This window comes from Enterobacter sp. K16B, from assembly GCF_020216105.1.
Taxonomy (GTDB): Bacteria; Pseudomonadota; Gammaproteobacteria; order Enterobacterales; family Enterobacteriaceae; genus Enterobacter; species Enterobacter sichuanensis.
Genome location: NZ_JAIWJZ010000031.1, coordinates 21,517 through 34,468 on the forward strand (window position 1 = coordinate 21,517; position 12,952 = coordinate 34,468).

Annotated in this window: 15 protein-coding genes; 10 read left to right on the plus strand and 5 right to left on the minus strand. The window is 54.2% G+C overall.

What is annotated here, in order from left to right; genetic code table 11:
• Positions 1-101 precede the first annotated feature (101 nt).
• Together slyB and LDK53_RS08255 are read left to right on the plus strand one after the other, a co-directional pair.
• Positions 102-569 (plus strand): outer membrane lipoprotein SlyB, encoded by a 468-nt coding sequence (gene slyB, locus LDK53_RS08250; RefSeq protein ID WP_025758346.1) that lies wholly within the window; start codon positions 102-104, stop codon positions 567-569.
• A gap of 198 nt (positions 570-767) precedes the next feature.
• Positions 768-2,129, plus strand: a complete 1,362-nt coding sequence (locus LDK53_RS08255; protein ID WP_225285404.1) for a GGDEF domain-containing protein — start codon at positions 768-770, stop codon at positions 2,127-2,129.
• A 36-nt stretch (positions 2,130-2,165) separates the two neighbouring features.
• Here the strand turns inward: LDK53_RS08255 and slyA are convergent, their stop codons facing one another.
• The gene (gene slyA, locus LDK53_RS08260; RefSeq protein ID WP_021241135.1) at positions 2,166-2,606 is read right to left on the minus strand and encodes a transcriptional regulator SlyA; all 441 of its coding nucleotides are present in this window, start codon (positions 2,604-2,606) and stop codon (positions 2,166-2,168) included.
• 186 nt (positions 2,607-2,792) lie between these two features.
• On the opposite strand from slyA, the gene LDK53_RS08265 reads away from it, so the two are divergent.
• Genes LDK53_RS08265 through LDK53_RS08275 form a run of 3 tightly spaced genes read left to right on the plus strand, consistent with a single transcriptional unit; the run spans position 2,793 to position 5,925 of the window.
• Positions 2,793-3,029: a DUF1656 domain-containing protein gene (locus LDK53_RS08265; RefSeq protein ID WP_025758344.1), complete on the plus strand. Its 237-nt coding sequence runs from the start codon at positions 2,793-2,795 to the stop codon at positions 3,027-3,029.
• 2 nt (positions 3,030-3,031) lie between these two features.
• Entirely contained in the window at positions 3,032-3,892 is an 861-nt protein-coding gene (locus LDK53_RS08270; protein ID WP_025758343.1) for an HlyD family secretion protein, read from the plus strand.
• Positions 3,892-5,925 carry an FUSC family protein gene (locus tag LDK53_RS08275; protein WP_225285405.1) on the plus strand — a complete coding sequence of 678 codons (2,034 nt, stop codon included), beginning with the start codon at positions 3,892-3,894 and terminating at the stop codon, positions 5,923-5,925. The genes LDK53_RS08270 and LDK53_RS08275 overlap by 1 nt, the downstream gene beginning before the upstream one ends.
• Here the strand turns inward: LDK53_RS08275 and sodC are convergent.
• From sodC to LDK53_RS08290, 3 genes are all read right to left on the minus strand, one after another.
• Entirely contained in the window at positions 5,904-6,422 is a 519-nt protein-coding gene (sodC, locus tag LDK53_RS08280) for a superoxide dismutase [Cu-Zn] SodC (RefSeq protein WP_094917650.1), read from the minus strand. The genes LDK53_RS08275 and sodC overlap by 22 nt on opposite strands.
• Positions 6,423-6,502: 80 nt before the next feature.
• Entirely contained in the window at positions 6,503-7,399 is an 897-nt protein-coding gene (locus LDK53_RS08285) for an aldo/keto reductase (protein WP_045284923.1), read from the minus strand.
• Between the two features lie 48 nt (positions 7,400-7,447).
• On the minus strand, positions 7,448-7,687 hold the full coding sequence (locus LDK53_RS08290) for a DUF1289 domain-containing protein (protein ID WP_014883562.1): 240 nt from the start codon (positions 7,685-7,687) through the stop codon (positions 7,448-7,450).
• A 149-nt stretch (positions 7,688-7,836) separates the two neighbouring features.
• Between LDK53_RS08290 and eptA the strand changes: the two genes are divergently transcribed.
• The 5 genes from eptA to rnt all read left to right on the plus strand — a co-directional run bounded on the left by eptA (position 7,837) and on the right by rnt (position 12,509).
• Positions 7,837-9,462 (plus strand): phosphoethanolamine transferase EptA, encoded by a 1,626-nt coding sequence (gene eptA, locus LDK53_RS08295; protein ID WP_225285408.1) that lies wholly within the window; start codon positions 7,837-7,839, stop codon positions 9,460-9,462.
• Between the two features lie 41 nt (positions 9,463-9,503).
• On the plus strand, positions 9,504-10,103 hold the full coding sequence (locus LDK53_RS08300; protein WP_025758336.1) for a TetR/AcrR family transcriptional regulator: 600 nt from the start codon (positions 9,504-9,506) through the stop codon (positions 10,101-10,103).
• Positions 10,104-10,157: 54 nt separating this feature from the next.
• The gene (locus tag LDK53_RS08305; RefSeq protein WP_047958385.1) at positions 10,158-11,255 is read left to right on the plus strand and encodes an alkene reductase; all 1,098 of its coding nucleotides are present in this window, start codon (positions 10,158-10,160) and stop codon (positions 11,253-11,255) included.
• A gap of 100 nt (positions 11,256-11,355) precedes the next feature.
• Positions 11,356-11,763 carry a lactoylglutathione lyase gene (gene gloA / locus LDK53_RS08310; RefSeq protein ID WP_013096923.1) on the plus strand — a complete coding sequence of 136 codons (408 nt, stop codon included), beginning with the start codon at positions 11,356-11,358 and terminating at the stop codon, positions 11,761-11,763.
• A gap of 95 nt (positions 11,764-11,858) precedes the next feature.
• Complete coding sequence (rnt, locus tag LDK53_RS08315) at positions 11,859-12,509, plus strand: ribonuclease T (protein WP_025758334.1); 651 nt, start codon at positions 11,859-11,861, stop codon at positions 12,507-12,509.
• A 44-nt stretch (positions 12,510-12,553) separates the two neighbouring features.
• Here the strand turns inward: rnt and grxD are convergent, their stop codons facing one another.
• Entirely contained in the window at positions 12,554-12,901 is a 348-nt protein-coding gene (grxD, locus tag LDK53_RS08320) for a monothiol glutaredoxin 4 (protein ID WP_003832760.1), read from the minus strand.
• Positions 12,902-12,952: the final 51 nt, after the last annotated feature.

Consider the following 12,952-nt stretch of genomic DNA (forward strand, 5'->3'; position numbering starts at 1 on the left):
CTATTGTTAGTGCAAAGATATGAACGATGGCCCCTTATGCCATATAATTTAGCCATAACGGATGCCCGGAATGGGGCGTTTTTGGTGAACAGGAGATTCAAATGATTTTACGTGTACTGGGCGTTTCGCTGATTGGTTTAACTCTGGCTGGCTGTGTGAACGACAGTTCACTTTCTGGCGACGTTTACAGCGCTTCTGAAGCGAAACAGGTTCAGAACGTGACTTACGGTACCGTTGTTAACGCACGTCCTGTACAGATCCAGGGTGGTGATGAAAACAACGTGATGGGCGCAATCGGCGGTGCCGTACTGGGTGGTTTCCTGGGGAATACCGTCGGCGGCGGTACCGGCCGCTCTCTGGCAACAGCCGCAGGTGCCGTTGCAGGTGGCGTGGCAGGCCAGGGCGTTCAGGGTGCGATGAATAAATCTCAGGGCGTAGAGCTGGAAATTCGTAAAGACGATGGCAGCACGATCATGGTTGTGCAGAAACAAGGCAACACCCGCTTCTCAGCAGGCCAGCGTGTTGTACTGGCCAGCAACGGTAGCCAGGTGACCGTTTCCCCACGTTAAATAAAAATGGATGTGGCCCCTGGGCCACATCCATTTACAATATATATCATTTGCGTGAATATATTTACAAATTACATTAATTCCCCCTATCAATTAATCTGACGTAAATTGTTTCTGCGCAAAGTATTTATCGCCTTAATTAGTTAGACTCTTCGCAATTACCTCTCCCTTACTCATGATAATTTTGTTAAAACTTATATGGTTGCGAATCGTCTTTCTGTAAAAGGTCGTTATATCTCGTTCTGTTTCGGTTGCATTATTGTCACCGGTATATTACAAACGCTATTTTCAAAACTCGTTGAATGGGTGCCTTCCTTTTCACCGCTGTTGTTCCCGACCCTCACCATTTTCTTGCTGGTGTTTCATCTTTTTATTGCCTGTTTTATGGCGATGAAATACTGGTGTGACAGGCGGCGCTTATATCTGATCGCGTTTGCTTTCGCTTTCGCCGGATCGGCATCGTTGATGATCGGAACGCTGACCAGCTTTCCCGCCTGGCTGGATCTTTATCAGTTCAACGTCGTGAACTACAACGATGCGATGATTTATTACATGTTCCGTCATCTCTTAATGGCGGTATTGATCATCGTCGCGGCAATACTCTATACCTCTCGCAATCACCCCCTTTCACGAATGGCGCATATCGCTATTGTCAGTGGTGCTTTTCTGTTTACCGCTGTTATGGTCCTGCTGGCATGGATCTATTCCAGTCATTCACCATTGTTATCTATTGACCTGGTTGATAATGAAACCCGTCAGTTTATGGTGCTCTGGAGCCACTGCATTAATATTTTATTAATTGTCGTTTGGGTCGTAACATTAGCCACACTGATGTTTGTTACCCGCGTGCGTAATTTATTCTGGGTGGGAGGTAATTTTCTTTGTGTCTGCTATATCGTCACGCTTGCAATGCTGTTAGCGGGTGGGCATGCCGAAGATATCTCCTGGTATCGCGCCCGGTTATTTGAAACTGTCGCCACGCTGCTGATTATTTTTGTTCTGCTTTATGATGTATTCAGGCTGTATCGTGACTCGCACGTCAAGTATCAACAGTCGTATCAGAACTCGATTCGCGACCCGCTCACCCGACTTTATAATCGCAGTTATTTTTATGAATCGTTAAATCAGGCACTGGAAATCGCCAAAACCAGCCGTCCTGTTTCCGTTATCGTCAGCGATCTCGATCGCTTCAAGCGTATCAACGACACCTACGGGCATCTTCAGGGCGACAAAGTTCTGCAGTTCGTCGCCAACCTGCTGATGGACTCCGTGCGCCCACAGGACATTGCCGCCCGTATCGGCGGGGAAGAGTTTGTGCTGATGCTGGCCAATACCTCATCAGAGGCGGCATACCAGGTGGCTGAACGCATCCGGTTAAAGCTCAGCAGCTTTGATAAAACCAGCAGCGGCGGTCAGCTACCGGAACCGATTACCATCAGTATGGGGGTATTTACGGCAACGTCACCGTCGATAACCGCAGAAACCTGCGTGGAAAGCGCCGACAAAGCGATGTATGAAGCGAAAGAGACGGGTCGTAATCGGGTGGTGGTTTTTAAGTAAGAAAAAGGCCTTGCGCGTGCAAGGCCTTGTTGGATGTCAGTCGCGTGACTGCAGTTCATGGATGTTTTGCTCAAGGCGTGCAATGAGGCTGATGAGCATTTCCAGCTCCGCCGGTGAAACGCCTGAGAGGATTTCACCGCGGGTTTTGGTGATCACGGCTTCCATCTCAGTGATGATGGGCGCCGCTTTCTCTGTGAGTTTAATCCGCTTAGCGCGACGATCGCTGGCGCAGGTTTGTCGGGAGATCAGTCCCTTCTCTTCCAGCTGATCAAGTGTGCGCACCAGCGACGGTTGCTCAATGCCGATCGCTTTTGCCAGTTGAATTTGTGACTGATCGGGCGGCAGCTGATGAATATTGTGCAGCGTGACCCAATGCGTCTGTGTTAATTCCAGAGGTTTCAGGCGATGGTCAATCAGAGCACGCCAGACGCGTACCAACCTTGCCAGATCAGAACCTAATGGCGATTCCAATTTCATCTCCTTATAATTAGCTTGCTAAGTTATTATACTGATTTTAGAATAGTGTGCAGCATTTGTATTGCCAAAACAAATGCAATACTGCATTCATCGAACTTAAAAGTATGACTTACACTGAATTGTGATGCTTCCTCTTACTCAGACAAGCCAACGCGGCATTCTGTTCACTGCAAAGGATCTCTGCCCGTGACGTTTTTTCATCGCTCGGAGGGTTTACCCCTTCAGGACCTGATTTTCGGTGCGTCAGTCTACTTTCCTCCCCTGTTTAAAGCCGTTCTGGTGGGCTTTATGCTCTGGCTCATTGCACATCGTCTGCTTCGCGACTGGATGTACTCCGGCGAAATCTGGCATCCCATGTTGATGGATCTCTCCCTGTTTGCCCTCTCCGTATGTCTGGGCCTTGCTGTCTTGCTGGTGTGGTGACTATACCTATGAAAACGCTGAAATACTTTTCCACGCTGTTTGTTCTTGCCCTCGCGCTGGTGGCGGGCTGGTGGTTGTGGAATTTTTATATGCAGTCGCCCTGGACGCGAGACGGAAAAATTCGCGCTGAACAGGTCAGCATCACGCCTCAGGTGTCGGGGAGCATCACGACGCTGCGGGTTAAGGATAACCAGTACGTGAAAAAGGGAGAGGTGTTATTCCGGATCGACGATACCCCTTACCACATTGCCATTCTGAATGCCGAAGCGCAGCTGGCAAAAGCCCAGTCTGATCTGGCAAAAGCCAATAACGAGGCTACCCGTCGCCGGCATTTATCGCAAAATTACATCTCAGCGGAAGACTTAGACACTGCGAATATCAACGTGAAGGCCATGCAGGCGAACGTCAGGGTGGCCGAAGCCACGCTTAAACAGGCCCAGTGGGCGCTGACCCAAACGGTTATAACCGCACCCGTTGATGGATGGGTGACCAATCTTTCCGCCCGTGTGGGCAATTACGCCACCACCGGACAACCCGTTTTCGCCCTCGTCGACAGCCACTCCTTCTACGTTGTGGGCTATTTTGAAGAGACCAAACTGCGACATATCCGCGCGGGTTCGCCTGCCACGATAACGCTTTATAGCAGCTCGCAGAAGTTACAGGGTCACGTATCCAGCATTGGCCGGGCCATTTACGATCAAAGCGTGGAAACGGATTCAGGGCTGGTACCAGACATTAAGCCAAACGTGCCGTGGGTGCGCCTGGCCCAGCGCGTACCGGTTCGCGTGGAGTTTGACCGTTTACCGCAGGACATCACGCTGGTATCCGGCACGACCTGCACTGTCTCTATCGGAAACCGTTAATGAAGCTGCCGGTTTTCGCCTGGCAAAACACGCCGTGGATGAAAGCGACACGTCCCCAGTGGCGCTACGCGCTGCGTAACGGCATTGCCATGTGTCTAGCGCTGTCCGTCGCCTACTATCTGAATCTGGATGAACCTTACTGGGCAATGACCTCTGCGGCGGTGGTCAGTTTCCCCACCGTCGGCGGGGTGATCAGTAAAAGCCTTGGCCGTATCGCAGGCAGCCTGCTAGGTGCCACTGCGGCGTTAATTATCGCCGGCCATACGCTGAACGATCCCTGGCTGTTCTTACTGAGCATGGCGGCGTGGCTGGGATATTGCACCTGGGCCTGCGCCCATTTTACCAATAACGTCGCCTACGCGTTTCAGCTGGCAGGTTATACCGCTGCCATCATTGCCTTTCCGGTGGTAAACGTGCTCGACACCACTGAGCTGTGGGATATTGCTCAGGCACGCGTCTGCGAAGTGATTGTCGGGATCCTCAGTGGCGGCTTCATGATGATGATCCTGCCCAGCACCTCCGACGGCAGCGCGCTTATCAGCGCACTGAAAACCATGCACACCCGATTGCTGGAGCATGCGAGCCTGCTATGGCAACCGGAAACCAGCGATGATATTCGTCTCGCCCATGAAAAGGTTATCGGGCAGATCCTGACGATGAACCTGCTGCGTATTCAGGCGTTCTGGAGCCACTACCGCTTTCGCCGTCAGAACACGCTGCTAAATTATTTACTGCACCAGCAGTTACGGATGACCAGCGCGATCTCCAGCCTGCGCCGGATGCTGCTCAACTGGCCAGCACCACCTGATAACACCCGAGCTGTGATTGAAACGCTACTCGCGGCCCTTGCGCGACCGGATGCAGACATCTATACGGTCGCACGGATCATCGCCCCGCTCGCCCCGGTTGATGAGTACGACTACCGCCATCGCGCCTTCTGGCAGCGTCTGAATTACTTTTGTCGGCTTTACCTGCGCAGCAGTCGCTGGATTAAGGCGGTCGAGACTGCGACTCCACTGACAGAATTCAACGTCCCCGGCAGCCCGGCCCTCGCAAGGCATACCGACTATCTGGAAGCGCTGTGGAGCGGTTTTCGCACCTTCTGTGCTCTGATGCTGGTCGGCGCGTGGAGCATCACCACGCAGTGGGAATCCGGTACGGCGGCCCTGACGCTTGCCGCCATCAGCTGCGTGCTCTACTCCGTCGCGGCCTCGCCATTCAACTCCCTGACGCTTCTGCTGCGCACGCTGGTGTTGCTGTCCCTGTTCAGTTTTGTGGTGAAATTTGGCCTGATGGTGCAGGTAAGCGATCTGTGGCAGTTCCTGCTGTTCCTGTTCCCATTGTTAACGACCATGCAGCTTCTGAAGCTGCAAATGCCAAAACTGGCCGGTCTCTGGGGACAGCTGATTGTCTTTATGGGATCGTTTATCTCGGTCACGAATCCGCCGGTGTATGATTACGCCGACTTTCTTAATGACAATCTGGCCAAGATCCTGGGTGTGGGGCTGGCCTGGCTGGCATTCGCCGTGTTGCGTCCCGGCTCCGATGCGCGCAAGAGCCGCCGGCACATCCGGGAGCTACGCCGGGGCTTTGTCGACCAGCTCAGCCGTAAACCGCATCTGCGTGAAAGTGAGTATGAATCGCTGGTTTATCACCACGTCAGCCAACTGAATAACAGCCAGGATGCGCTTTCCCGACGCTGGCTGTTGCGCTGGGGCGTGGTGCTGTTGAACTGTTCACACGTGGTCTGGCAGCTTCGGGCATGGGAAACGCGTTCCGATCCACTGTCGCAGGTTCGTGATGTGTGCATCTCCCTGCTGCGCGATGTCATGAGTGAACGCGGGGTCCAGCAGCGGCCGCTGGAAGCCACGCTAAATGAACTGCAGCGGATCTGCGATACCCTGGCGCGACATCATCTCCCCGCAGCCCGTGATTTGGCCTCGATAATCTGGCGGCTGCACTGCTCGCTGTCACAACTGGAACAGGCACCGCCACCGGGCACAATTGGGGATCAGATCACCCCGCAGGCATAGCGTGCCCCACCGCCGCCAAGCGGTTTAGGCTGATCGGACATATTGTCGCCGCCGACGTGGATCATCAGCGCTTTGCCTTTCACCTCATCCAGCTTTTTCAGACGCGGGGCGACAACGGGCTCTGTGGCTTTACCGTCGTTATTCACCACCAGCACAGGCAAATCGCCCAGATGTCCCATACCTTCCGGGCCTTCATGCTTGCCGGAGTGCTGCGGGTCAAGGTGGCCGCCTGCCGCTTCCGCCGCCGACGGTTTCCCCTCTTTTAACGCGGGCTGACAGCTGCCTTTGGCATGAACATGAAAACCATGTTCGCCGGGAGGGAGTGCTTTAAGGTTCGGGGCGAACTCCAGTCCTTTATCGGTTTCAGTGATTTTCACTGTTCCGATGGACTGACCCACACCCTGAGAGGTGACGAGATTCATTTCCACTTCGTCGCTGGCTGCCTGCGCCCCTGCGCAAACAACCAGCGTGACCAGTGCCAGAGCAAAACGCTTCATATGACCTCCGCTGGTTATTTTTTGCCCCTTAAGTGTATACCAGAGGCAAAGATTTCACCGGAAAGTCAGCTTCTGGCGGATTAAGGCACGTCGTAACCCAGCGCGGCCTTGCGTATGCGGAACCACTGCTGACGGGTCATCTGCAGCGCTTCCGCCCCCAGCGCAGCACGCACGCGCTCGATTTTGCCGGAACCAATGATTGGCAGTGGTTTTGACGGTAGACGCAAGATCCACGCGTAAACCACCTGTTCGATGCTCCCGGCGTTCAGTTCGCGGGCGACAGTTTCCAGCTCGTTGCGCAGCGGCTGGAATTCATCATCATTGAACAGGCGCCCGCCCCCCAGGCACGACCAGGCCATCGGGCGAATGCGCAGTTGCTGGAGCTGATCGAGCGTCCCGTCCAGCAGCAGCGGCTGGTGTACCGGGGAGATCTCAACCTGGTTGGTGGCCAGGGTAAACGGCAGGCGAGACTGAAGCAGTGCAAACTGCGCCGGGGTAAAGTTTGAGACGCCGAAGTGACGCACTTTGCCGCTCTGATGCAGGTTCAGGAAGGCTTCTGCCACCTCATCGGCATCCATAAGCGGGTCCGGGCGGTGAATGAGCAGCAGGTCGATGCGATCGGTTGCCAGGTTGACCAGCGACTGCTCAGCGCTCTTGATAATGTGCGCGCTGTCGGTGATGTAATGCCCAAGGGCGTGTTCCGGTTTCGCCGTGGTGGCAATCCCACACTTCGTGACGATCTCCATGCGATCCCGGAGTGCGGGTACCAGCTTAAGCGCCTCGCCAAACGCGGCTTCACACTGGTAGCCACCGTAAATATCCGCATGATCGACCGTGGTGACGCCCAGATCGATATGCTCTTCAATAAAGCTCGCCAGCTGGAGGGGGGACATATTCCAGTCCATCAGGCGCCAGTAGCCCATCACAAAACGGGAGAATTCTGGCCCCTGGGGGGCAAGGGTAATTCGCTGAACCATAACATTTTCCTCAAGGATGTAATGTCATGAGTATACGCAATTACCGTGTTAAAAAAGTGAAGGTTGCTGGGGTTCTTCGGTCTCAGCGGCTTTGTTTGCGCGTATTTTGCGCAGAAGACGCTGTCGACAAAGTCGCAGCACCTCCTGCTTTTGCGTGTCGCTGAAGTTTTGCCAGTTAAAACGTTCATCACGGGTGCGCATGCACCCGCGGCAATATCCGCGTTCATCTACCTGACAAATCCCCCGGCACGGGCTCTGGATAGGGAAAAACTCCAGTTGCTCTGCCACTCTCACCTCCGTAATACCGCTCTCACCTACAGTGAAGACGTTAAACACGCCACGTGCAAGCGCTTTACCACAGATTTGTGGCATTAAGGTTTCACTAATCTTCACTCTCTATACTCGCCCCATCATGACAATGACAGGTTTCCCGTTCGATGTGGTTAATGAAAAAGTTACAATGTAACGACATAAAATTTACTCTGGGCTGTGCACTCTTCTTTACGCTGATTAATGGGCTGTTTATCCAGCGCAGCTGGGCGATTATCGCCCCTGCTCATCTGCATGACGTTCTCTTTGCCGCGTCCGTACCGCTGGTGCTGTTTTGCGGCTGGGTGATTGTCTTTAGCCTGCTCAATATTCCGTTTATCCGTAAGCCGCTGCTGATCGTGTTAACGATGGGTTGTGCGGCAGCGACCTATTTCATGTACACCTACGGCGCGGTGATCGATCAGAACATGATTGTGAACGTGTTCGAAACCAACTCTCAGGAAGCCACCGCGCTGGTCACCCCGCAAATGATTTTGTGGATTGTCATTGCCGGCCTCGTTCCTTCCGTGGTGCTGGCGTTGACCCGCATTCATACCGGGAAATGGTGGTATGCCCTGCTGACACGCGTTGCCGCACTGCTCGGCGCCCTGCTGGTAATTATTCTGGTTGCCGCGGTGTTTTATAAAGATTACGCATCGCTGTTTCGCAATAACAAAAGCATCGTCAAAATGGTGACCCCGGCGAACTATGTCAGCGCCATGGTGAAGTACAGCAAAATGCGCTGGTTTGCAGGCGATCAAACGCTGGTGCGGATTGGCGAAGATGCGCATAAGGGCCCACTGATTGCAGGCCAACAGAAGAAAACGGTTCTGGTGCTGGTCGTCGGTGAAGCTTCTCGCGCGGCGAATTACTCCCTGAACGGTTACGAACGTGAAACCAATCCGGAGCTGAAAAAGCAGGATATCATTAACTTCCCGCAGGCCACCTCCTGCGGCACTGAAACCGCCGTTTCCGTTCCCTGCATGTTCTCGGGCATGACGCGCAGCAAATACGATGCCGACCTCGCGCATCATCAGGAAGGGCTGCTCGACGTGCTTAAACATTCGGGTATTAATCTGCTGTGGCGCGACAACGACGGCGGCTGTAAAGGTGCCTGCGATCGCGTGCCCCATACCGACATGACGCAGTGGAAGCTGGATCAGTTCTGTAAAGACAAATCCTGCCTCGACGATGTCAATTTCTACCGTCTGGACAACGTGCTGGACGGCCTGAAGCAGGACACGGTGCTGGTTATCCACCTGATGGGCAGCCACGGCCCGGCGTACTACCGCCGCTACCCGGATAATTTCCGTAAGTTCACCCCTACCTGCGACACCAATGAAATTCAGGATTGCGATCACCAGGCGCTGATGAACACCTATGACAACACCATTCTGTATACCGACAGCGTGGTCAGCAAAACCATCGATGCGCTGAAAGCGCGCCAGGGGAGCATGAACACCGCGCTGATCTACCTCTCGGATCACGGGGAATCCCTGGGTGAAAGCGGTATTTATCTGCACGGTACACCGTATATGCTGGCACCGGAGCAGCAAACGCACATTCCGTTTATGTTCTGGCTTTCCCCGGACTATGCGAAGAACTTTGGCATTAACGAACAGTGTTTACGTGACCATGCAGCAAAAAATGCGGTTTCCCAGGACAATTTGTTCTCAACCGTACTGGGTATGATGGACGTGAAATCAACGGTTTATCAACAGCAGCTGGATATTTTGAACGCATGTCGGCAGTAAACCCGCTTGCATTAGACCGAACGGTCTATTAGAGTGCGCTCATGAGCAGACATACTGAACACGATACCCGCGAACATTTACTGGCCACCGGCGAGCGACTTTGTATGCATCGCGGGTTTACCGGGATGGGGTTGAGCGAGCTGTTAAAAACCGCTGAGGTACCGAAAGGGTCGTTTTATCACTACTTTCGGTCCAAAGAGGCCTTTGGCGTGGCGATGCTTGAGCGTCATTACGCGGGCTACCACCAGCGCCTGGCAACCCACTTTGCCTCGGGCGAAGGAAACTATCGCGATCGTGTTCTCAACTACTATCAGGAAACGCTGAACCAGTTCTGCCAGCAGGGCATTATCAGCGGATGTCTGACGGTAAAACTGTCTGCCGAAGTGTGCGATCTTTCTGAAGATATGCGCGCGGCGATGGATAAAGGGGCCAGCGGCGTGATCGCCCTGCTGGCCCAGGCGCTGGAAAAAGGCCGCAATGAGAAAACGCTGGCCTTTTCCGGCGAGCCTCTCACCCAGGCGCAGGTGTTATACGCGCTCTGGTTAGGGGCTAACCTGCAGGCAAAAATTTCGCGCAGTGCCGTGCCGCTGGAAAGCGCCCTGGCACATGTGAAAAGCAGCATTACTGCGCCTGGCGTATAACGGGCGCTTTTTATTTACCTTATTACTAGTCGACTGGTCTACTCAGGAGTCTCTATGTCAGCTGAAAAACTGTTTACCCCCTTAAAAGTGGGTGCTGTCACGGCGCCAAACCGCGTGTTCATGGCTCCGCTTACCCGTCTGCGCAGTATTGAACCGGGTGATATCCCCACCCCACTGATGGGTGAATACTATCGTCAGCGCGCAAGCTCTGGCCTGATCATCACCGAAGCCACGCAGATTTCTGCTCAGGCCAAAGGTTATGCCGGTGCGCCGGGGCTTCATAGCCCGGAACAGATCGCGGCATGGCAGAAAATCACCGCGGGCGTTCACGCTGAAGAGGGTCGCATTGCGGTTCAGTTGTGGCATACCGGCCGTATCTCCCATAGCAGCATCCAGCCTGGCGGTCAGGCGCCGGTCTCTGCGTCGGCCCTGAGCGCCAATACCCGGACCTCCCTGCGTGATGAAAACGGCAATGCGATCCGTGTGGATACCTCGATGCCACGCGCCCTTGAGCTGGAGGAGATCCCGGGCATCGTGAACGACTTCCGTCAGGCGGTGGCCAACGCGCGTGAAGCGGGTTTTGACCTGATTGAGCTGCACTCCGCCCATGGCTATCTGCTGCACCAGTTCCTGTCACCGTCTTCTAACCACCGCACCGACCAGTACGGCGGCAGCGTTGAAAACCGTGCCCGTCTGGTACTGGAAGTGGTGGATGCGGTTTGCAAAGAGTGGAGCCCGGACCGTATCGGGATCCGTGTCTCCCCAATCGGTTCTTTCCAGAACGTCGATAACGGCCCGAATGAAGAAGCCGACGCGCTCTATCTGATTGAAGAGCTGGCGAAACGCGGTATTGCTTACCTGCACATGTCCGAGCCGGACTGGGCCGGCGGTAAACCTTACACTGAAGCCTTCCGCCAGAAAGTGCGCGAGCGCTTCCACGGTGTGATCATCGGTGCGGGGGCCTATACGCCTGAGAAAGCCGAAGATCTGATCAATAAAGGGCTGATCGATGCCGTCGCGTTTGGTCGCGATTACATTGCCAACCCGGATCTGGTTGCCCGTCTGCAGCAGAAAGCGGCACTCAACCCGCAGCGCCCGGAAAGCTTCTACGGCGGCGGCGCGGAAGGCTACACCGACTACCCTTCCCTGTAATCTCGCCATTGTTGATTGATAGCGGCGACCTTTCGCCGCTATACTAAAACATCGTTTCTGTTCAAAAAAACAGTCTATTCGATAGGTTAATGAGGAAATTATGCGCCTACTTCACACCATGCTGCGCGTTGGCGATCTGCAACGTTCTATTGATTTCTACACTAACGTACTGGGTATGAAACTGCTGCGCACCAGCGAAAACCCGGAATACAAATACTCGCTGGCGTTTGTGGGTTACGGCCCGGAAACGGATGAAGCGGTTATCGAACTGACCTATAACTGGGGCGTAGACAGCTATGAGCTGGGCACGGCCTATGGTCATATCGCACTGGAAGTGGACAACGCGGCAGAAGCCTGTGAACGCATTCGCAGCAACGGCGGTAACGTCACGCGCGAAGCGGGCCCGGTAAAAGGCGGCACCACCGTGATTGCGTTTGTGGAAGATCCGGACGGTTACAAAATCGAGCTAATTGAAGCCAAAGACGCCGGTCGCGGTCTGGGCAACTGATCCCTCAGGGCGCAACGTGCGCCCGTAGTTTTACTGCATCCCCTGCCAAAATTTGCCATAATGCGCACTGCTTTTTCCCCATGTAAGAGACCCTGATGTCCGATAACGCTCAATTTAGCGGTCTGTGCGACCGTTTTCGTGGTTTTTATCCCGTTGTCATTGATGTAGAAACAGCCGGATTTAACGCTAAAACCGATGCGCTGCTCGAAATTGCCGCCATCACGCTGAAGATGGATGAACAGGGCTGGCTTACACCAGACACCACGCTGCATTTCCACGTAGAGCCATTCGAAGGGGCAAATTTACAGCCGGAAGCACTGGCGTTTAACGGTATCGATCCGCACAACCCGTTGCGTGGTGCCGTCAGTGAATATGATGCGCTGCACGCGATTTTCAAAATGGTGCGTAAAGGCATGAAAGAGAGCAACTGCAGCCGCGCCATCATGGTGGCCCACAACGCCACCTTCGATCACAGCTTTACCATGGCCGCCGCGGAGCGTGCTTCGCTCAAACGAAACCCTTTCCATCCCTTTGTGACCTTCGACACCGCCGCACTGAGCGGCCTGGCGTTGGGACAAACAGTGCTATCAAAGGCCTGTATCACGGCAGGTATTGAGTTTGACGGCACGCAGGCCCATTCCGCGTTGTATGACACGGAGCGCACCGCAGAATTGTTCTGTGAGATCGTCAACCGCTGGAAGCGTCTGGGCGGCTGGCCGCTGCCGATGGGCGACAGCGAAGAATAAAAAAAAGCGACCTCTTAAGGTCGCTTTTTTATTTGCGCAGAAAATTACTCCGCGTCAGGCTCTTCAGTTTTGTACTTAGCCGCCGTCTCTTTGATCAGCTGCTGCAGTTCGCCGCGCTGATACATTTCGATCAGGATATCGCAACCGCCAACCAGTTCACCGTCTACCCACAGCTGCGGGAAAGTCGGCCAGTTAGCGTATTTTGGCAGCTCAGCGCGGATGTCCGGGTTCTGCAGGATATCAACGTAAGCAAAACGCTCACCACAGGCGGACAGCGCCTGAACCGCTTGCGCGGAGAAGCCGCAGCTTGGCAGCTTCGGAGAACCTTTCATATACAGCAGAATCGGGTTTTCAGCGATCTGGCGCTGGATTTTTTCAATAGTGGTGCTCATGTCTTGCTTCCTTAAACTTCTGTTACGGCATTCGTCTGACATTGTAGCGGG